This window comes from Parcubacteria group bacterium (assembly GCA_041657845.1).
GTDB lineage: Bacteria > Patescibacteriota > Minisyncoccia > Moranbacterales > JAKLHP01 > JAKLHP01.
In genome coordinates this window covers 23,480-45,380 of the sequence record JBBABD010000005.1, presented here as the reverse complement: position 1 = coordinate 45,380, position 21,901 = coordinate 23,480, and the positions used below count along the sequence as shown (strand labels likewise).

18 protein-coding genes, 1 other RNA gene and 1 pseudogene are annotated in these 21,901 nt (G+C 36.5%); 2 read left to right on the top strand and 18 right to left on the bottom strand.

Annotated features, from left to right (window positions below; translation table 11 throughout):
* Positions 1–185 precede the first annotated feature (185 nt).
* From WC906_01690 to WC906_01650, 9 genes are all read right to left on the bottom strand, one after another.
* Positions 186–1,604, bottom strand: a complete 1,419-nt coding sequence (locus WC906_01690; GenBank protein MFA5777127.1) for a sugar transferase — start codon at positions 1,602–1,604, stop codon at positions 186–188.
* Between the two features lie 133 nt (positions 1,605–1,737).
* An RNA gene (gene rnpB / locus WC906_01685) (RNase P RNA component class A) lies at positions 1,738–2,179 on the bottom strand.
* Between the two features lie 95 nt (positions 2,180–2,274).
* Positions 2,275–2,802: a YbaK/EbsC family protein gene (locus WC906_01680; GenBank protein ID MFA5777126.1), complete on the bottom strand. Its 528-nt coding sequence runs from the start codon at positions 2,800–2,802 to the stop codon at positions 2,275–2,277.
* A gap of 67 nt (positions 2,803–2,869) precedes the next feature.
* A complete protein-coding gene (locus WC906_01675; protein ID MFA5777125.1) occupies positions 2,870–4,060 on the bottom strand; it encodes an MFS transporter in 1,191 nt (396 codons plus the stop codon).
* A gap of 55 nt (positions 4,061–4,115) precedes the next feature.
* Positions 4,116–5,438, bottom strand: a complete 1,323-nt coding sequence (gene aspS, locus WC906_01670) for an aspartate--tRNA(Asn) ligase (protein ID MFA5777124.1) — start codon at positions 5,436–5,438, stop codon at positions 4,116–4,118.
* A gap of 100 nt (positions 5,439–5,538) precedes the next feature.
* Positions 5,539–6,351 carry a response regulator gene (locus WC906_01665; protein ID MFA5777123.1) on the bottom strand — a complete coding sequence of 271 codons (813 nt, stop codon included), beginning with the start codon at positions 6,349–6,351 and terminating at the stop codon, positions 5,539–5,541.
* A 54-nt stretch (positions 6,352–6,405) separates the two neighbouring features.
* Entirely contained in the window at positions 6,406–7,284 is an 879-nt protein-coding gene (locus WC906_01660; protein MFA5777122.1) for a 4-hydroxy-3-methylbut-2-enyl diphosphate reductase, read from the bottom strand.
* A complete protein-coding gene (locus tag WC906_01655; GenBank protein ID MFA5777121.1) occupies positions 7,268–7,576 on the bottom strand; it encodes an RNHCP domain-containing protein in 309 nt (102 codons plus the stop codon). The genes WC906_01660 and WC906_01655 overlap by 17 nt, the downstream gene beginning before the upstream one ends.
* A gap of 59 nt (positions 7,577–7,635) precedes the next feature.
* Entirely contained in the window at positions 7,636–7,773 is a 138-nt protein-coding gene (locus WC906_01650; GenBank protein ID MFA5777120.1) for a hypothetical protein, read from the bottom strand.
* 129 nt (positions 7,774–7,902) lie between these two features.
* On the opposite strand from WC906_01650, the gene argS reads away from it, so the two are divergent.
* Positions 7,903–9,660 carry an arginine--tRNA ligase gene (gene argS / locus WC906_01645; protein ID MFA5777119.1) on the top strand — a complete coding sequence of 586 codons (1,758 nt, stop codon included), beginning with the start codon at positions 7,903–7,905 and terminating at the stop codon, positions 9,658–9,660.
* Positions 9,661–9,688: 28 nt separating this feature from the next.
* On the opposite strand, the gene WC906_01640 is transcribed toward argS, so the two are convergent.
* The 7 genes and pseudogenes from WC906_01640 to WC906_01610 form a co-directional block, all read right to left on the bottom strand.
* The gene (locus WC906_01640; protein ID MFA5777118.1) at positions 9,689–11,209 is read right to left on the bottom strand and encodes a glycosyltransferase family 39 protein; all 1,521 of its coding nucleotides are present in this window, start codon (positions 11,207–11,209) and stop codon (positions 9,689–9,691) included.
* 11 nt (positions 11,210–11,220) lie between these two features.
* Positions 11,221–12,450: an aminoacyl--tRNA ligase-related protein gene (locus WC906_01635; GenBank protein MFA5777117.1), complete on the bottom strand. Its 1,230-nt coding sequence runs from the start codon at positions 12,448–12,450 to the stop codon at positions 11,221–11,223.
* Positions 12,451–12,470: 20 nt separating this feature from the next.
* Positions 12,471–14,297: an alanine--tRNA ligase gene (locus tag WC906_01630; protein ID MFA5777116.1), complete on the bottom strand. Its 1,827-nt coding sequence runs from the start codon at positions 14,295–14,297 to the stop codon at positions 12,471–12,473.
* 106 nt (positions 14,298–14,403) lie between these two features.
* Positions 14,404–14,685: pseudogene (locus WC906_01625) on the bottom strand (GIY-YIG nuclease family protein).
* A 53-nt stretch (positions 14,686–14,738) separates the two neighbouring features.
* Entirely contained in the window at positions 14,739–15,503 is a 765-nt protein-coding gene (locus WC906_01620; GenBank protein MFA5777115.1) for a C39 family peptidase, read from the bottom strand.
* A gap of 178 nt (positions 15,504–15,681) precedes the next feature.
* Entirely contained in the window at positions 15,682–17,097 is a 1,416-nt protein-coding gene (locus WC906_01615; GenBank protein ID MFA5777114.1) for a peptidoglycan-binding protein, read from the bottom strand.
* A 228-nt stretch (positions 17,098–17,325) separates the two neighbouring features.
* The gene (locus WC906_01610) at positions 17,326–20,010 is read right to left on the bottom strand and encodes an HAD-IC family P-type ATPase (GenBank protein ID MFA5777113.1); all 2,685 of its coding nucleotides are present in this window, start codon (positions 20,008–20,010) and stop codon (positions 17,326–17,328) included.
* A gap of 218 nt (positions 20,011–20,228) precedes the next feature.
* Between WC906_01610 and WC906_01605 the strand changes: the two genes are divergently transcribed.
* Positions 20,229–20,624, top strand: coding sequence for a hypothetical protein (locus WC906_01605; GenBank protein MFA5777112.1), 396 nt, complete (start codon positions 20,229–20,231; stop codon positions 20,622–20,624).
* A gap of 206 nt (positions 20,625–20,830) precedes the next feature.
* Here WC906_01605 and WC906_01600 read toward each other — a convergent pair whose 3' ends face one another.
* Positions 20,831–21,109, bottom strand: coding sequence for a hypothetical protein (locus tag WC906_01600; GenBank protein MFA5777111.1), 279 nt, complete (start codon positions 21,107–21,109; stop codon positions 20,831–20,833).
* A 145-nt stretch (positions 21,110–21,254) separates the two neighbouring features.
* On the bottom strand, positions 21,255–21,884 hold the full coding sequence (locus WC906_01595) for a class I SAM-dependent methyltransferase (GenBank protein ID MFA5777110.1): 630 nt from the start codon (positions 21,882–21,884) through the stop codon (positions 21,255–21,257).
* Between the last annotated feature and the right edge of the window lie 17 nt (positions 21,885–21,901).

Genomic DNA, 21,901 nt, shown 5'->3' with positions numbered 1-21,901 from the left:
CTGTTTCTTTAATTTCTTTTTTGATTACTTTTTGGATGATATCGTAGCGATTAACTTCTTTTTGACTCATGATAATGCGATTGTCCATTTGGTTGATATTAGTGGTTAAACTAATATCATAACCTGCGGGGGCGGACATTTCTACTTCCCGCTATTAGGACATTATCATTTCCTTGTGACACACCTTATCGATTATTTTTCCTTCTCCTGAATAAAACTCCTAAAGTTTTGAAACAAATTTGAATGTCGAGAAGAAGAGACCAGTTTTCGATGTAAAATATATCAAGTTTATATTCGTCTTCAAAATCAAGATCCGATCGCCCGGAAATTTGAGCCAGTCCCGTAATTCCCGGCTTTATGGTCAAAAGCCGCCGATGATACTCCTTGTATTTTTCCACTTCTCTTTCCTGATGCGGCCGCGGTCCAACCAAACTCATATTTCCGACAAAAACATTAAAGAATTGCGGAATCTCATCGATTGAATATTTTTCAATAAAACTGCCAAAAGCTGTTTTTCGAGGATCATTTTTAATTTTATAAACCGGCCCTTCTCTAAGGCTTTTTTCTTTTATCAGATTCTTTTCATAGGTTAGAGCCTCTTCGAAATTCGGATTTTTTTTAGTTATGCAATATTTCCACTTCATATAACGGAATTTGTAAACGAGAAATTTCTTGTCATTATCGCCTATTCTTTCATTTTTATAAATAATCGGACCGTCATCCTGAAGCTTTATAAAAATAGCGACAACTAACATTATCGGGGAAGAAATAATTATCAGCGCCGAAGAGCCAATAATATCAAAAATTCTTTTGATTATCTTTCCCCATCCATCCAAAGGAGTGTGCTCAACCTCAATAATCGGAACGCCGTCAAGCATTCCCATCGCCACGCGAGAAGCCTGAAAGGAAGTCGGGATATACTTATAGCTGATATTGTTTATCGCGCAATAATCGATTATTTTTTCCTGCTCAGCATCGGTAATTGTTGGATCGCAAAGAATCATTTCGTCGATGCCCTTTCTCTCCCGTATTTCTTTAATAAATTTGAGGCTGAATGTGCCTATCTGATCAACTATTCTGTATCCCATTGAAGGCATCTTTTTTATTATTTTCCTGATTTCATTAATCTGGTCGTTCTCTCCGATGAGAAGAACTCTGTGGGCTCCTAAACCCTTGCTTACCAAAAGAAATTTTTGAATTTCATGAATGATCAATCTGGCTATAGAAACATAAACAACAACCAAAATCCATCCGGCAAGAATTATAAAGCGTGAAGAAAACCAGGTTCTTTGAAGAAAGATTGCAACAATGATTATGACCAAAACCAATGAAGAAGCGACAAAAACCTTAAAGATTTCCTGCCAATATTTTCTGGTAACTTTTATTTTGTACAATCCTTCAATGGCATACACTAAGATGAAAAGGGGCGCCACAAAAAAAACTATTTGCATATAGTCGTGAAAAGAAAATTCGTAAAGTTTCGGCTTTAAAGTGATGATTTGTGGAAAATTACGGATAGCAAAAGCGCTTATCGCTCCCAGAAATATCATAATAAAATCAACCGGTACTTGAATTGCGCTAAAAAGTAATTCTGATCGTTTCATACAATAATAAATCTCTACTAAACTACACTAATTATTTCCCGAAATGTCGCTAAACTTTTTTAAAATTTATCCGGGATTTTTAGCGATTATGTTTGTGATTTTTTTGTGATTTACGCCATTTAAGTTTATTGTTTATCAAAGCAAATCTATAAGCCGGATTCTGTTCTCCGATAAATCGGAGAGGCAATCATTTATCTAGGTCTGATGTTGCCGCCAGACTCAAGCGATTCTTTCTATCCTTACTAGTGTAGGACAGAATTCGATCTTGCATTCAAGTAAGGATTTAGCCGTTTCACTTCCGATATTACTATCGGAACTTATCCCAAAGGGATAGCTTGATTTTTTCAAATCAAACCGTCTCTGTTCGCACCTGTTGGATTACTCCACACGGGAATTACCCGCTACCCTTTCGCCACACCTATTGCCTGAATTGTTCATTGCTCGCAAAAAAATATATAGATCCCATATGATTATTTACTCTTGGAATATTATTCCAGCAATAGGTGTGGCGATGAATGTCCGGACTTTCCTCCGCCAATACTGTAAGTATCAGCAGTAATTGCCCAATTTGCCTTGATAAACATTAAACTCAAAAATATCAAAAAACACTTGACAAACATTAATAATACACTACTAAACGCGATTTGTCAATCCAATAAATTAGCTTCATTTAAGCCTTTTTAATGCTGAATTTTCCAATAATCGGTTTTTCATTCTTAAGATATTGGTTAAGCAAAATTCGCAGAGATGCATCGTATTCTCCAGAACTTACATAAATTTTTTTGTTTTTACTGAGCATTTTATCAAAATAGATATCTGCTTTTAATAATTCTCTGAACGGAGGAACAGCTCCCAACTTGCCTATCTTCATATTCTTCTTGAGCCATCTTTCATCTGCAAAATCTATTTTTTGGGCTAGCTTTTCTTTGTTTTTCTTCCTATTTGAATTTATTAAATTCAATAAATCTTTTTTATTCAGATTTTTGTTGGAAGGAAGTATGGCAATAATCCAGTCTTTATCAACTTTAATAACCAATGTTTTTGCCACCTCATTAGGTTTTACTTTTTCTGTTTGAGCTGTATCCCAGGACGTATAAGTAGTTCGATGTTTTATTATCTCATATCTATATTTGTTTTTTTCCAAATAATCTATGACTTTTTTGCTTATTTTCGGCTCCTTTATGATATTTTTTTTCATACTTTTCCTGTTTCAATTATTAATCCTGAAACAATAATACAATTAACAAATAAATATGTTGCATTTTTCACAAACTCATTTCTTTCTCGCTTTTGCTATCCTTCAAGAGGAATGCAGGAACCAAAGCCGAAACAACCGCTATTGCAGCTAGAATAAAAACTGTTTTTATCGGAAAAAACAAGAGAAGCGGGAAAGAAATCCCGGTTGCAAAAATATATCCTAATGGCATTGACGTACGGAAAAAATTAATAAGATCAACGTCATGCCCGTCAATTTTTTTGTAGAAATAAGAATCCCGGAGAACTTCAAGCATTGAAGCCCCAACTCTAGTAGCTAAAAGTATCGCTCCCCAAACCCAAATCTTCGAAGAGTGCGTTAGATAGACAGCGCTGGTTGAAACTGCTATTAGAATAAGCGAAGTTATCAGAAGTTCTTTTTCTCCCATTTTCTTGTCAGCCAAAAATCCGATTGGGTATTGCAAAATTACAAAAGGAATCAGCATTATAGTAAAGATTATTCCGATTTTATCCCAAGAAATTCCCTGATCAAGAAGGTAAATTGAAGTATAAATAACCATCAGGGCGTAGAAGAAGTCCAGCGAAAAAGATAGATAATAAACTTTTAATATATCTTTTTTCTTGAAAACCTTTTTTAGCAAATCAACCGTTCCGAGCCTAATATTAAACCTATGATTTACATTTCTAAGCCCAACTAGCGAGAAAACAAGCACCAAAGAGTTGAATATTAATAAAAAAATAAATATCCCCCTAAAATCAAAACTTTGCAGAATTCTCGTGGAAAGAAACGGACCAACCAAATAGCCTGCATTAATAACCGTCAAATGGAGCCCCCTAATTCTTCCAGACATTTTATCGGTAGAAAAAGATTCTAAAATAACATCTAGCGCCACCCAGCTCAAATTAATGAAAATTATGTACAGCACCAGCAAAATAATCCCCAGGGAAGAAGGCTCGGAAAAAATGAGGAAGACGGTGACGATAATCGCTCCTAAAATTGAAAAATAAAAAACATTCGATTTTCCTAAACTCCTTATTATTTTATGAAGATTGAGAAGAGCGATGAAAACAATAATATGGGAAACAAAATAAAAAATACCGACATCTTCGCTTCCTGATGCGATTTTAAAATAATAAGCCATAACATAAATAAGCATGGCTCCGGAAAATCCCATTAAAAAAGAAATAAAGCTGATGAGATTAACTTTCTTTTTTTCTAATTTTTCATCATGGGTGAGCATTTTTGTTTTTATTTTTGTTTTAAATAAATTGCAAATTCTACGTTGCCAAACTAACTTAAGGAGTCAGTCTTTTCACATCTCTTGGAAACAAAATTGCTTCTTTAATGCTTGAAAGTCCAAGAATTTTTTCTACAATTCTTTCTAATCCTAACCCCCATCCTCCATGCGGAGGCATTCCATATTTGAAATTATCGGTATAATCCTTAAAGTCTTTCGGATTTAAGCCGAATTTCTGGATATTTTTCACCAGCTGTTCCCAGTCGTGAATTCTCTGTCCTCCGCTAGCTATTTCAATTCCTCTGAACAACAAATCGTAACTTTCCGTAAAATGCGGATCCGGACTTGGCATAGTATAGAAAGGGCGAAGACTTGTCGGATAGTGAGTCAAAAATACAAAATCTGATTTATATTTTTTCTTGACCCATTCGCAAATAAGCCTTTCTCCTTCAGGATCGATATCAACTCCATTCATTTCTTTTCCATACTCTTTTTTGAGAATATCCAAGGCCTCAGTGAGTTTGATCCTTGGAAAAACATTTTTTATTTTTGGAGCTTCTATGCCATATTTTTTCAAATCCTCTGAGCAATTCTTGGCTACCGATTTCATTACATAAGCCATTGTTTTTTCCAATTCTCTCATCACATCTTCAAAACTGTTTATGAAACTCATTTCTGCATCCAGTCCGGTAAATTCATTGACATGCCTTGAAGTAAAATGAGGTTCTGCTCTAAATACCGTCCCTACTTCGAAAACTCTTTCAAAAGAACCGGCTGCTATTTGTTTATAAAATTGGGGGCTTTGAGCCAGAAAAGCTTCCCTTTCGAAATATTTTATCTTAAAAAAGTTGGCTCCGCCTTCGGTAGCCGCATTTAAAATCTTCGGCGTTTTAATTTCCAGAAAATCGTCTTTTCTCAAAAATTCGCTATATGATTTTATAACTTCAGAAGAAATTTTAAAAATTGATTTTATTTTGTCATTTCTAAGCGTTAAAACCCGATGATTCAATAAGGTGTCCAGATTTAAATCCAGCTCTTCTTTCGATATATCAATCGGCAGTTCATCATAAGTCTTCCCTGATATTTTTACGTTTTTTACTTCCATTTCTACCCCGCCGGTAGCTGAACCCTCTTTCTTGGCGCTCACTGGACGTTCTTTAATGAGTCCTTCAGCTTCAACAGAATATTCCCCTTTGAACGTTTTGGCTGTTTCGTATGCTTCTACGCCATCCGGAATAACCACAGTCTGAATGATTCCGCTTCGGTCGCGGATATCAATAAAAATAATTTTTCCGTGATCCCTTCTCACATTAACCCAGCCGGCGATTTTTATTATTTCACCGATATGTTTTGGAGTTTCGCTGATTAAAATTCTTTCCATAAAAAATCAACAATTGACACAAATTTTTAACAAATTAACACATACGCACAAATAATCTGTGTTTTTGTGTTTAATTAGCGCTAAATCTGCGTTTAATTTGTTATTTTAATATTTCATCTACTCTTCTGGCCAAATCACTCGGAACAATTCTTGTTTTAATAAAAAAATCTGAAATTCCAAGCTCTTTTACTTCTCTTATTTTTTCATCAGTGGAGGAAGCGGAAATGACAATGATGGGAATGTTTTTTGTTTTTTCTTCCATCCTAAGTTTTGCTATTATTTCCGGTCCAGTCATCGCCGGCATCATCATATCAGTCACTATTAAATCAAAATCTTTTTTGAATGCCTCTTTCAGCCCCCAAGCCCCATTTTCCGCAGATTCAACTTCATAGCCCTCGTCTCGAAGTTTTTTGCAAAAAATTTCAACAAAAGCTTTTTCATCTTCAATAAAGAGAACTCTTTTCCCATTTTTTGAAATGTTGCTTCCATTTTCATCCAGATCCTTTGCGTTGCGCCTATTTTCATTTTTTTTCTGTTCACCAATCTCATTAATTATCCTTTTTACTTCATCAACTAATTCGGAAGGATTAAAGCGAGTTTTAGGTATATACCCATCGGCGCCATTTGCCATTGCCTTGTCATAATCTTCTTTGCTGGTAAGATTGCTGAAAATAAAAACTTTCAATTCTGGATCATATTTCCCGCTTTTTTTAAGCTCTGTCAAAATATCCAGTCCGCTCATTTCAGGAAGCACCATATCCAAAAGGACAAGATCATATTTCTTTTTCCCCGCCTCATTTAGAAATTCCTTGCCTGAAGTAGCGATAGTAACATCAAAACCAGATGAACCAAATTTTCTTTGGTATATTTCTCCGATCATCGGATCATCTTCCACTAAAATAATACTAGGCATAGATTTTTTATAATTTAAAAAACAACAAATATTTTAGCCTTCTTTATCTCAAAATTATAGCTTTTTTTTAGCAAAATTGCAAACTCTTTCGATGATCCACAAGGGCGTCGAGGCTCCGGCGGAAATTCCTATTTTTTTAGCATTTTCAAACCAGTTTTTTTTAATATCGCCGGCTCTTTTGACAAAATAGGATCTTGAATTTATTTTCTTGGCAATTTTCCAGAGATGGGTGGAATTGGCGCTATCCGGAGACCCGATAATAATTATTACATCATTATTTTTAGCCATTTCTTTTACTTCCCCCTGCCTGTCGCGAGTAGTTAGGCAAAGAGTATCAAATATTTCCGTTGACTTCGGATATTCTTTTCTGATCATATCTGAAATCTTTTTTACAAAATCCTCGCTTTGGGTGGTCTGAGAAATTATGGCTATTTTTTTCTTTGGATTTAATTTGATATTTTTAATATCTTTCTCATTATCGATAATTATCGCCTTCTCGTTTGACCATTCGAAAATTCCTTTCACTTCTTTGTGCATTTTTTCCCCAATAATTATGACTTGATAATTTCTATCGGAATAAAGCTTGGCCAGCCTTTGAACTTTTATTACTTTCGGACAAGTGGTATCAATAACATCAATATTTTTTTCTTTGGCTAATTTATAAAATTTTGGCCCAATTCCATGAGCAGTGACGATTAGAGTGCCGATTTTTCTTTTATTAGAGCTAAAAAACTTATCGATATTTCCATCGAAGCTTATTTTTCCTATTCCCATCTTCTCTATTTTTCTTACCACATCGTTATTATGAACCAAAGAGCCCAAAACAAAAATCGGTTTTTTGACTTTTTTATCTTTGGATATTTTTAGGGCAATATCATACGCCCGTTTTACTCCATCGCAAAATCCGGCATATTGGCTAAGTGTAATTTTCATTGATTTTGATTATTTCTTCAAAATTATCTTTTTCGCTTGTTTTGTTTCTTTTTTCATATCCACACTTAATACATTGGTGAACAATTATATATTCTTTTCCTCTGTTTCCTTTTTCGATTCTAGCCGGTTTCATCAATCCTTGGCAAGACGATTCTCTGTCACCGGGGTTTATGTCTACGTGTTTGCTCCAAAGACAATGCGGACAATGATTGGTAAAACCATTGCCTTTTATTTTTATTCCGCAATTCTCGCAGACGAAATCTTCAATTTTCCGAGTAAATTTCAAGGTCATAAAAACATTAGAAAGGGGCGAGAAAATCTTCCCGCCCTTAATCACACTTACCCAGCCAGTTACCTCTCGATGATTTCTACTCTTACTGCCTCCTCTTGGGGATTATCATCGAAATAATAGTGAGCATTGGAATCACGAAAGGTTTGAATACTTCCCGATTTTCCAGACAATATTTCCTCCCACTCTTTTTTTGACAAAATGACTTCAATTTTTCTCGTCTCCGCCACTGTACTCACCTCCTCATCTTACTATTAATATGATACGATTTAATTATTACCTAATATTCAGTTTTTGACAATATGCCTCAAAAAAGCGATAATTAAAATATGAAAATCCAAGAACTTAAAGAAAAAATAATCGAAAGGCTTGGGGAGGCTATTAAAAAAACAACCGGCGCGAAATTAGATGATTTGAGCATTTCTTTTCCGTCTAATCCGGAATTTGGAGATTTTGCTTTTGAATGTTTTTCTTTGGCCAAAAAACTAGAAAAATCTCCAGTTGAAATTTCAAAGCTTATTGCTGCTAATTTTAAGCCGGATGAAATAATAGAAAAAGTTAGCGCTACCGGATCATATCTAAACATACGCTTAACAAATACGGCGCTATTCTCTGTTTTGGAAGAAGTTTTGGATAAAAAATACGGTTTTGGAAGCTCTGAAATTGGAAAAAAAGAAAAAGTTATGGTTGAATATCTGGGACCCAATACCAACAAGCCTCTTCATCTTGGACACGCCCGAAATGGATCACTTGGGATGGCTCTAACCAACATTCTGAAACATGCCGGATATGATACTCTTCGCGCTAATATTATAAACGATCGCGGAGTGCATATTTGCAAATCGATGCTCGCCTACCAAAAATGGGGAGAAAATTCCACTCCGGAATCTTTGCAGATGAAAGGCGACCATTTTGTCGGACATTGGTATGTAAAATATAGCCAGGAGCTGGCAAATAATCCTGAACTTGAAAATGAAATCCAGGAAATGCTCAAGGAATGGGAGGATGAGAACAAAGAAATTATCGAGCTTTGGAAAAAAATGAATGATTGGGTTTATGAAGGTTGGAAAACGACTCTTCTTGAAATGGGATTTGAATTTGATGTGGTTAATTATGAATCAAAAACCTACAAGCTAGGAAAAGATATCATCAATGCCGGACTTCAAAAAGGAGTTTTTGAAAAAAATGAAAATGGAGCAATTATTTTCAATCTTTCGGAAAAAGAATTCAGTTTAGACAAAGACGGAAACGCCAAAAAAATAACCTTGGTACGAGATGATGGGACTAGCGTCTACATTACTCAAGACCTTGGAACAGCCGTTTCCCGAATAGAAAAATATGCTTTAGACAAATTAATTTATGTGGTTGGCTCAGAGCAAGTTTATCATTTCCAATGTCTGTTTAAAATTTTAGAATCGCTTGGATACAAGTGGGCAAAAAATTTATATCACCTATCCTATGGAATGATTACCCTCCCAGACGGAAAGATGAAATCCCGCGAAGGAAAAGTAGTTGACGCCGATGATCTGATAAAAAAAATTAAAGAATTGGCGAAAGAAGAAATCCAAAAAAGATACGGAGAAGAAAAAATTAATGAAACTGATTTTGAAGAAAGGGTCAGAAAAATTGCGCTGGGTGCTATCAAATTCTATTTTCTCCGCGTCGGAGCCAGCCAAAATATTGAATTTAATCCGAAAGAATCAGTTTCCTTTGACGGTTTCACCGGACCGTATTGCCAATATGCCTATGCCCGAATCGCCAGCATTCTTCGAAAAGCAGAGCCTATTGAAAAAAATATTAATTTCGAAGCTCTCGGAAATAATCAGGAAGAAAGAGAACTTATCAAAAAAATAATCGGATTTCCTGATTTAATCAAAAAATCCGCTTTGGAATACAATCCTTCGATTGTTGCCATTGATATATTCGAAATTGCCCAGCTTTTCAATAAATTCTACCAGAAATATCCGGTTTTAAATGCTGAAACCGAAGATCTAAAAAGCTCCCGCTTAGCGCTCATTCAAGCGATTCAAATAGTATTAAAAGTTGGCTTAAATCTGCTCGGAATCGAAACTTTGGAGAAAATGTAGACTAACAAAAAATTCGCATAATAACGAGTTATTTAAACTCGTAAAGAATCACGTTGTCGTATTTTGCCAAAACGCTGATTCCGTTTAGATTTAAATTCTTCCGATAAGTTTCATCTTCCTTTCCGTTTATTTCGTCTTTTATTATCACATTGGAAATAATTATTCCATTGTTATTTCGGATGTCGTCAAAATTTTCCGTTCTTTTTCCGGTTTGTCCTATCGCCGCCCACTTTTCGGCATAGGAGTGAGCCGGCAATTCTAGATTATAAATAATAAGATCGTCCGAACCGATATATGATTTGGCAATCACATAATCAAAAGGATTGAAAATATAAAATTCCCTGCCTTGAAATTTTCCAGCATCTCGCTGGAATTTTTGCCAACCGGTCGAATTTGGGACAGGAATAACAGAAGATGATAAAACTATGTACGTTAAAAAAACGACAATCGCATACGCGCTTTTAATTTTTGAAAGCCAAAGTCCCAGAATAATAAAAATCACGTAGGCAACTGGAAGAATATAGCGAGAAACCAAATAATGAATTCCCAGCATTGAAAGAATATAGATGGCAATCAAATATCCGAAAGAGAGAATAAAAACTCCGGCAATTTTTTCTTTTTTTTCTTCCTTTCCAAAAAGATAGATCATGATAGCCACTGAAAACATTGCGACCATCACTAGCATCGATTCGGATGACATCAAACTAAGTTCGCTCGGAATCGGGATCCCGGTTGTTCCTCCGGTCATCTCGCCCAGAGGAGATCCAAAAATAAAAATCTGAATGTTTTTAAAAATATCCGCAATCGTCGCCGGTTTTATCCAAGTCAGGCTTCCGGCTTTGAGAATGTGCCGCGCAAAAACCGGAATCCAGAAAGAAAAAAACAATCCGAAAACTCCGTATCCAAGAAGAACTTTTTTTTCAAAAATCATTTTTCTCAGTTTCAAAAAGCTGTATTTTTCTTTTACTTTGCGGTCTTCAAAAACCCTCCACCCAAAAGAAACCAAAAAGAAAATTGGAGCGGTGATAATTCCCATATAATGCGTGAGCGCCGAGAGTCCCAAAAATAATCCCCAAAGATAATAATATTTTTTCTCTTCCGTTTGAAGCCCTCGGATAAAAAAATGCGAAGCCAGCGTAAACAAAAATCCAAACATCGCATACATTCTTGCTTCTTGAGAATATTGGATAGCAAAAGGAGAAATCGCCATTACGGCGCTTGCCCAAAGCGCCGCTTTTTTGCCAAAAAGATTTTTGGTAAGAAGATAGACCACCCAAATTCCCAGAACTCCGAAAATTGCAGAATACAATCTTATTCCGAAAACGCTATAGCCAAAAAATGAAGAAAATATTTTTACGGAAACATAATAAAGCGGGGGGTGAACATCCTTGATGATCATATCGATCATTCCCCAAAATCTTTCCTTGATTGCCACTCCGGTAAAAGCTTCATCATACCAAAAATCACGATTATCAATCCTCAAAAATCTCAAAACAGATGCTCCCAGAAGTATCAAATAAATAGCGTATCTACTAAAGAAATTTTTCACATTTTTATTTTTTATTTTTGAAAATATGAAAGCAATTTTTCAACTTCAATAATTTCACTCTTTTCTTCGCTTCTCTTTTTCACTTCTACCCCGCCGGATGCAAGAGATTTTTCACTGATGACAACGCGATACGGAATTCCAATGAGATCGCTATCAGCGAATTTTGCTCCAGCGCTGGCTTCTCGGTCATCAAACAAAACTTCAACATTTTTCTCAGTTAGCTCCTGATAAATCTTTTCTGCTTCTTCGTTTTTTCCCAAACTCAAAAGATGAACTTTGAACGGAGCCACCGCTTCCGGCCAGATCATTCCTTTTTCGTCATTGTTCAATTCCACAATTGTTCCCATCGCTCTGCTAAGTCCGATTCCATAGCATCCCATCATAACTTCTTGATTTTCTCCTTTTTCATCGGTAACGCTTAAATTAAACGGCTTGGAATATTTATTCATCAGTTTGAATATGTTTCCCGTTTCAATCGCTTTTTCTTCACGAAAGTCAGTTCCTCCGCACTCAGGACACTTTTCCGTTTCTGATTTTATTTCTTTATTGATTGCCAAACCGCATTTATTGCAAACGTATATTATATCTTCTCCGGCTTGCGAAATTGTTTGAAACTCGTGGGAATATTTGGAAAATGTTCCTCCCGAAGCAAAAGCAAGATGTGTTTTTTCTCTGATCCCAAATCTTTCAAAAATCTTAAAATAGGCTTCTTTAACTTTTTCATAATATTCATCCAGATCTTTTTTCGTTAGATGAAAAGAATATAAATCTTTCATCAAAAATTCTCTCCCGCGAAGCAGTCCGGATTTTGAACGAAGTTCCATTCTGAATTTATTCTGGAATTGATAAGCATACAAAGGCAAATCTTTATATGAGTTTACAAATTTTTTCGCCAGTGGCGATATAACTTCTTCGTGAGTTGCTCCAAGCGCAAATTCTCTATCGCTCACATCTTTTACTTTATACAAATCGTCCATCGTATCCCATCTTCCGGTTGTCATCCAGTTTTCTTTTGGTTGAAGTGCCGGCATTGTAATCTCCTGACCCCCGATAGCATTCATTTCCTCGCGAATTATATTTTCTATTTTTTTCATTACCCGAAGTCCCAATGGCAAAAAAGTGTAGACTCCCGCCATCAGTTTATCGACAAATCCGGCACGTATAAGCAATTGAGCATTGATGCTCAACTCATCTTTCGGCGCTTCTTTTTTGGTCTTGGTAAAAAGTTTTGATTGTTTCATGGTTCTACAAAATTACAAAATTATTCTAAAGTTGCTTTGATTCTTCGCACTCCCGCCGAAGAACTTTCTTCTTTTACTATTTTGAATTTTCCTAAGTTTCCGGTGCGCGTTGCGTGCGGACCTCCGCAAATTTCCCGACTGAAAGGAGGTCCGCCTTGGGCGGATTGTATCGTATAAACTTTAACTTGTTCTCCGTATTTCGCCTTAAAAATTCCCATGGCATTTTGCTTCACTGCTTCATCCAAACTCATTTCTTCGCAAATTACCGGTAAATCTTCTTGAATAACATCGTTAACCATTTTTTCAATTTCTCTTATCTGTTCCTCAGTCATTTTTTCCGAATAAGAAAAATCAAATCGAAGCCTTTCTGGCGTAATATTGGATCCTTTTTGATAAACATGATCTCCAAACATTTTTCGAAGCGCCGCCAAAAGCAAATGCGCCGCTGTATGCAATCTTTTCGTTTCCTCGCTTGAATCAGCCAGCCCTCCTTTAAACATTCCTTTGGACGCAGTGCGAGAAAGCTCTTGATGTTTTTTGAGCCTTCGTTGAAATTCTTCCTCATAAGCCCTAAGCCCTCTTTTGTTCAATTCTTCCTGTATCATTTCAAAGGGAAATCCGTATGTTTGGTATAGATTAAAAACTTCTTCTGGATCCACATCTTTATTTATAACTGGTGGAAATTCTCCATCTTTCAACTTTTTTGATCCTATGGGGTATAATTTATTTAGAATATTCAATCCTTTTTCTAAAGTTTCTCTAAATTTTTCTTCTTCCTCCTCAAATTTTTTCAAAACTTTATCAATATTTCTTGGCAGTTCCGAATAAACATCTCTGTATTCAAAAGCCACGATCTTGGCAATTTCTTTCGTCCAAGAATCATTTTCGATTCCCAAAATTTTACCGTGACGAATCGCTCTTCGAATTAGACGCCTGACCACATATCCTTGTCCCAGATTGGAAGGAGAAATATCTTTGTCATCCGCCATAATAAAAGTAGCCGCTTTTATGTGATCGGCAATAATGCGCATTGATTTGGTAATTTCCTCGCTTTCTCCATATTTTTTTCCGGAAATTTCCTCGATTTTTTCAATTATCGACCAGAACAAATCAGTTTTATAATTATCATCAAATTCATTTATCGCCGCTAGGATTCTTTCCAATCCCATTCCCGTATCGACATTTTTCTGTTTTAAAACCTCATATCCGTCATCCTGGATCTTGTTATACTGGATGAAAACATTATTCCAGATTTCTACCCAAAGAGCATTGTCATCATTGAAGCTTTCCGGAACATTTTCAGGATCTCCAGTCCAATAAAATATTTCCGTGTCCGGTCCGCAAGGTCCTTTTTCCATTCCCCACCAATTATTTTTTTTGGGAAGTTTGGCAATTCTTTTTTCGGAAATTCCCGAGTTTTTCCAAAGAGCATACGACTCTTCATCAAACGGAGCATCATCATCGCCAGCAAAAACTGAAATAGCAATTCTATTTTTGTCCAAATTTAGTCCTTCTTTTGATATCAAAAATTCGAAACTCCATTTTATGGAATCTTCCTTAAAATAATCTCCGAAACTCCAATTCCCCAGCATTTCGAAAAAAGTATGATGGCAAGTGTCTCCCACTTCATCAATGTCTCCCGTGCGAACGCATTTTTGCACATCGACCACACGACTTCCTCCGGGATATTTTTCTCCCATAAGATACGGAACCAAAGGATGCATTCCGGCGGTCGTAAAAAGCACCGAAGGATCATTTTCGGGAATAAGTGAAGCTGAGGGAATAATGGTGTGTCCCTTGGATTCAAAGAATTTTAAAAATTTCTGCCTAAGCTCATTGGCTGTCATGTTTTTATATTACCAGTAAAAATCAATAAAAACAAGGTTTCCAATTAAACTAAAAAACGCCCCCATTGTCATCTCGAGCGACCGAAGGGAGTCGAGAGATCTAATTTTATAACTTATCGTACAAATCTTCCCATTCTGAATTCATCTTGTTTATTAGATTTATTTTCTTTTGTCTGCTCTATTTTTTCAACTGTTTTTCTCTTTCCAAAGCGCTCATTACATTTTCCGTCTGTTCAAAATATATTAACTTATCTATATTATATTTTTTGGTAAATCCATCCACAATCTTATTCTTATGCTCCCAGATTCTTTTCTTTAAATTACTCGTAACTCCGATGTATAATGTTCCTGATTTATTAGTCGTTATGTAAACGCAATATTGTTTCATCTTATTAGATTCCTCGACTCGCTATGCTCGCTCGGAATGACATAATAGTTAGCTTAATCAAAAACTAAATAATCCTTACCTCCGTTTAGAATATTTTTTGAATCCCAGTCATGAATGGATTTGAGCAAATCGTCAAAAGAATATCGAAAGCCTTCGCCCAAGCGCGTTCCAGGATCGTTGGTAATAAAACCTTGAGCGTCATAGCCGATGATTACCAGCATATGATAATTCGGTCCGCCGTTTTTAAAATTGGGATTGGGCAAAACTTTTCCCGCCGCTCCGACGATTACCGGTTTTTCATTTGATAATTCTTTCTTAATATCTTCGATGGTAATATTTTTCCCCACCCTGCCGTTTTCTAATTTGTAATATTTACTAGCAATTTGATTTAGTTCTTCCAATGCAATGCTTGGCTTATATCCGTTTTTCTTTTCAAAAGCAACCATATCCTGAATTTCTTTTTCGGCTTGCTCTTTGGTAATTGATTTTTTGCCATCAGAAAAATATTTCAGCATAACCAGGCTTGCTTCCTCGCAAGCGTCTTCGTGAAGCGCATCCCAGATTTGAAACGGCGCCTGGCCAACAAAAGGCACGTCTAGCATTATAAAGTCAGGAATTGAAAGCGCTATCGGTTTTTCTGGCTCAGCGAAAGATTCAGAAGAAACTACGGAAACTTGGCTTTCCGGCTCGACTTTTTCTTTGGCTTCGTTTTGTGTAATCGCGACTCTGTTAACGCTAAATATTCTCCCGCGATAAAAAATTCCGCCGGCAATGGCCAGAAATAATACGATCAATATTATAAATATAACTTTTTTCATTACTTTATTAATATACAATTATACTTGCATTTGTACAAACAAAAAAACCGCCTCAAGCATTAGCTATGTTGGCGGAATTAAGAGTTTATTAGATTATCCCCGAATTTATCCCCCCCCAGCCAGTGGAAATCTTAAACTCAAAAGTGTAAATTTCGCTTTGAATAATAGCATCCTTCTTCTATTTCATTTTTTCTTCCAATTTCGTTTTCGTTAATGGCCCTACATATCCAGTTTGAGAAATGCCATTCTGTTTTTGGAACTCAACAACCGCATTTGTCGTAATTAATCCGTAAAATCCGGTAACATATCCTTCATCCAAAAATCCGAGTTTGGCCAGAGCTGCTTGGATACTTTTTGCTCCTTCAGTTGTCTGAATATCAAAGTCTTTCTCTGATGCGCTATAGCCGACATCGTCCAGATTTATCTTTTTATCCGCTTTTTCCATGTCAGCATCGGAATTGGTTACGCTAATAGTTTTTTTATGGCTAGCTTGATTATCTAGCAGCTTACTCATACAGAATTTGGCAACAATTTTTTTGCTGGATTTTGTGTTCACAGAAGAAGCTTCATTGTTTCCAATTTTTACTTCAGCATTTTTGTCGAAATATTTGCCTTTAATGGTTAATTTCAGCCGTGATGAACAGCTTTTGTTGGCATCCTCATAACGATAAGCTTTCCAGGAATCAATGTGAGCCGTTTCTGAATCATCATCATTGTTGTCATCGTCATTATCATCATTTTCTCCTTCTTCGGTTTCAGCGATGCTGGTATATTGGCTGATTGAGAAATAAGAAGCATGATTAATGCTAAACGTGCAACTACCGCCTTCCGTAACGGTGCAATCAATCTCCAATGGCTCCCAACCCTCATCATTATCGCCATCCCCTCTTGAAAATATATTTAAACTTTGCCCGCTATATTCTTCGCCGACATTAAAAGTAACAATGACATCGTGAACAGAAAAATCCAAATCCTCATCGGGAATTCCAAAACGAAGCTTTGAAATGATTCTTTCATTATTGGAATCGACAATTTCAGCATACCAATCCGCAAGATCAAAAGTCCCTCCGCCCCTTTGCACAACTACAGTTCCAGCCGGAAAAGAAAGCGAGAAAAGCCCATCATCGGAAGTATAATTATATGTCTCACTAAAAGTAATCGATGAAAATTCAGCTTCTTCTCCTCCATCTCCAGTATAATAAAATTCATAAGGGCAACCCTCATCCACATAGATGTAAGCGGTTGTAGAATTGTCTCCTGTTCCATCAGTAGCTGTAATTTCAACTGTGTAATAATGTTCCGATTCCAATGGGTGGCCATCTTCGCCAACTGTCATACTCCAATTTCCATTAGTCACTGAATCTAAGGAATATTCAATTGCATTAATCGTTACAGAAACTTCAGCAGTTCCGGTAACACCGCTAATTGTTCCTTTAACATCAGGCGTCGTTTTGTTGGTTATCATATTATAAGTAGAAATTGAGGGAGCAGCTTTTGCATCACGAGGAAAAATAACAAAACCTATAGATAAAATTAAAAATGCCAAAAAAATAAAAATATTTTTTTCAGTTTTTCTTTTGTTTTTTTTATTCATTTTTTTAGTCCCTTCTTATTTCACAAATTATAATTAAATTATATACCCCTAAAAAAGATATTGCAATATATTATATGCTTAAGCAGTTCCAAATCTACGAACCCCTATCAAAAACAAGGCTCAGGTAAGCATTGTTTTCATCCGCACGATATCATAAAGAACGTTAGAATTTTATTCGTAAATAATCCTATTATATCTGCACTCCTGATTTAAATTTGAATGCATAACTTATCCCGTCGTCCTTCTCGCTATAATATTTCTAAACACAATCTTTCTTAGCTCTTCAATAATAACTATTGAAAATGCAACACCGGCAATAACGGCCCAATCCTTTCCTGACAAAGGCACTGTCCGCAAAACTTTCTGAAAAAATGGATTGTAGACCGCCAACAGTTGAAGTCCAATGACAACGCCAGTGGCTCCAACTAAAAATTTATTAGAGAATGGATTCATCTTAAAAATTGAACTGCTTTCCGAACGACAATTCCATGCGTTGAACCATTGGAAAACCGCAAGCGTTGTAAGTGAAATTGTCCAAGCTTTTGCAATATCCGTTTGGTAATTTTGGCTAAACAAATAAAGCGTTCCGATAGCCATCGGCAAAGCCATAAAAAACATCCTTTGCAACATCAATTTGTCCACAATGAAAGTTTTCCTATAGATACCAGATTTACCTCCTTCTTTCGGTTCCATTGCTAGCGCCATATCCAAAAATCCATCTGTCACCAGATTGAGCCATAAAATTTGAGCAGCTAAAATTGGTAAAGGAAAGCCAATGAAAAGTGCTCCTAGGATCACAAAAACTTCGCCCAAACTAGTGGAAAAAAGATAAAGAACAACTTTCTTAATGGAATCAAAGATATTCCTTCCTTCTTCAACGCCATGGGTTATGCTTCCAAAATTGTCATCGAGAAGAATTATATCCGAAGCTTCTTTGGCTACTTCCGTGCCGATTTTTCCCATGCCTATGCCAATATCCGCCGCCGTGAGCGAAAGTGCATCATTCACCCCATCTCCGGTCATCGCTATTACCATGCCGTTTGCCTGGTAGGCTTTTATTATTTTAAGTTTCTGATCAGGAGTGATTCTGGCAAATACGGAAACATTTTTTATTTTCAACGCCAATTCTTCTTCGTTCAATTTTTCTATTTCTTCGCCATTCAAAACTTCATCGGCAGATTTATAAATCCCGGCTTCTTTAGCAATCGCCATAGCGGTTATTTGATGATCGCCGGTTATCATAACCACCTTAATCCCAGACATAGAAACTTGCTTGACAGCATTTTTCACTTCTTCCCGAAGTGCATCTTTGATCCCGAAAAATCCTCCAAAAATAAGTTTGGGAATATTTCCTTTATCTAATGCGCCAATGCTAGTTTCGCAAAAAGCGAAACCTATGATCCGAAGCCCTTTTTGAGACATGGAGTTTATGACCGATCGGATAGCTTGTCTTCTTTTTTCCGTAAACTTCCTGGAACCGTCAATGCTCCATTCACTTTCAGATAAATCCAGAATGGATTCCGGAGAACCAGTCACTGCCAAAAGATTATTTGTTTTTTGTTCGTGAAGAGTGGCATGAAATTTCAGTTCATAACTAAAAGGAATTTCATCTAAAAGATGCGCCTCAGAAAGCAATTCATCGCGATGAAAACCAATTTTCTTGGAAAATACAGCTATTGATCCTTCTGTAGGATCTCCGGCTATCCGCCACACCCCTTCCTTCTTTTCAAAAATCAAACCAGCACTGCTATTGAAAGCGGCTATTTTACCAGCCAATAAAAGTTCGGGATGGTTGAGCGGATCTATTATTTTTCCATTAAAACTTACTTCACCTTCGGGGCTATACCCCTTGCTTTCTATTTCAAAAAAATTATCTCCGGCATAGATTTCTTCCACCACCAGTTCATTTTTGGTAACTGTTCCGGTCTTATCAACAGCTAAAATCTTAGTCTCACCCAAAACTTCAACTGCTTGAAGTTTTTTGACTAAAACATTCTTTTTGCCCATTCGCCACACTCCGCCGGCCAAAACCAGCGTAATTACAATAGGCAGTCCTTCTGGAATAATAGAAACAGCAATGGCTACCATTGTTTTAAAAATATCTTTCAAAATATATCCGTTAGCCAAACCTAAAACAAGCAAAATTGCGGAAACTGCCAATACAAAAACAATCACCAGCCGGGATAATTTTTTTATATCATTCTTGAGCGGAAATGCTGAACCAATAGCCAAAGTTTCCTTGGCAATGCTTCCCAAAAAAGTATCCACTCCTGTTGCCACGATAATCGCTTTTCCATTTCCCGCAACGACAGTTGTGCCTTTGTAAACAATATTTTCCCGGTTCATTATTGAAATATATCTTTTTTTGATAGCCGCTGTTGTTTTGAATTTTGGGGTTGATTCTCCAGTAAGAGCCGCTTCATTAATTGTGAGAGAGTTTGAAGCCATAAGACGAGCATCCGCAGGAACCTTTTCCCCTTCACGAAGAACGATAATATCACCGAGAACCACTTCTCTATCGGATACAATTATTTCTTCACTATTTCTAAGAACAGTCGCCCTTCCTTTAATGAATTTTTTGAGAGCCAAAAAAGTGTTTTGCGCTTTTCCTTCCTGGATTGCGCCGATCATTGCATTAAAAAAAAGTACAAAAAAAATGACCAGCGCGTCAATAATTTCCCCCATTAAAAAAACGACGGCTCCAGCGACTAGCAGTATATAGATAAGCGAACTTCTAAATTGACGAAAAAAAATAGACAAATAATTGTCCCTCTTGGCTCCCGGCAGTTCAATATGCCCTTTTCCCAAAAGCCTTTTTCTGGCATCATTAGAAGAAAGCCCATGCTGGCTAGAATGGAATTCGCTTATCACGTCCGCTACTTCCTGACAATAAAACTGATTTTTTTTATCCATTATTTTATATCATTACTTTCCCCTAAAAATATTTTTTACCTCGGTTAATCTTTATTATACCACGGACATAACCATACGACCCCTCTATTAACCAAAAAGAGGCTTCGGAAAATGGTTTTTAGGCTTTTCTTTCCTCCGGCGCGAAACAAAAAGCGAACTGAGAAAAAAGGAGCAGAAACAAAATAACAAGAAAAAATAATTTTTTAAGACAAAAATATATGCCAAAGAAAACAAATAAATCAAATGCGGTAAAAATAGCAGTGGTTTGCGCCAGCTTGGCGGGACTGGCAGCAACGGCTTACTTTTTCTTCGGACCAAAAGGAAAAAAGCATAGACAGCATGCCAAAGCTTGGGCTATCAAAATGAAGGGCGAGGTTGTTGAAAAACTGGAAAAGGCACGCGAAATCACAGAGCCAATCTACCTGGAGATCATTGACAGAGTATCCAAGGAATATGAGAAAGGAAAGAAAGCTAGCCGACCGGAAATTAAAGCTTTGGCGGAGGATCTCAAGAAGCATTGGAAATCAATCAGCAAATTGGCAATCGCCGCCAAACAAGAGGCTGTTAAAGATGCTTCACAGGTAATAAAGGTAGCCAAGAAAGCAAGCCGCTAATTTTCATTATTCTTTCTCTAAAACAAAAACAAGACTAACCAGGTCTTGTTTTTCGTTTGCAATGGCTAGGCGAGATGATTCGGACAAATATATTAGAAAATTGGGAACCGATTGAAGTAAGATTGGAGCGAGCGATTGCGTTGATGAGATAAAAAAACCGCCTCAAGCATCTGCTATATTGGCGGTATATCGATAAGCAAAACGATTTATCTTATCTTTTTATTTCTATTCCTCACTGCGACTCTATGCACCTGAATAGAATCGATAGATCTGCCTATCTTCTTTGCTATTTCTCTGTCGCACGGCCGATCTGTGGCAACGATTAAGCATTCATCTTCTTCTGTCCAAGCCCCTCCTCCGTTTCTGGCAAATACCCGTCCCCTGGCGTAATATCTGTTTTTTCCAGCCTGATAAGTCCCTCGATGACTATTCCTCCACGTTTTATTGTATTTGTAGCCCCCTTTCCCTTCTTGCCCTGTTTCCATGCAACCCCCTTTTTTTTGCTATATTTTTTGTTTCTTTTTACAATAAAAAATAGCAAGCAATGCGCTATTTGTCAATATTGTTGTTATAAAAAATAGAGGCCTCTATAGAAGCCTCTACTTTTGGATTTCATTTGCCAAGATAAACTTACTTCTTAACAATAACCACCCAATTCACTCTATCGTTTAAATCCAACTTCAAGCTGCTAAATTCAGAAAACATATTTTCAATTTCTTTTCTGTTGAAAAAGCTATGAGCTAAACCCGTTTCCGGCCCTGACAGAGGAGAGAAAGTTCCTTCCTCCAATTTTTTATTATTTTTAAATGTGTCCCAGCTTTCAATGTCACTAATGTCGGGCAAAGTAATAAAAGCAAAACCGCCAGGCAGAAGTGAACTGTAAATTTTATCAATTAATTTGCTGATATCTTTTTTAAAACCGTGATGAATGGAAGAAAGAGAAAACACCAGATCATATTCGTTGGATAAATAATCATAACCAAACATTTCTGCATATATTAGATTAGCCTTCGATCCTAAAACTTTCCTGCTCATTTCGATGGCAGTTTTACTAGAATCAATGCCAGTTATTTTAAACCCTAGCTTTTGTAAATAATCTAAATAGCGACCATCTCCACAGCCAATATCTAATGCATTTCTAGAAATAAAATTGGTATTTTTCACAAATTCTAAAAACTCAGGAAGCAAATCATCCTTCAGACTTCCCCAAGGTTTTCCGTCTTTTTTATAACTTTTGTATATTTTGTCCCAAACGGTCATATATTCATATTATCACA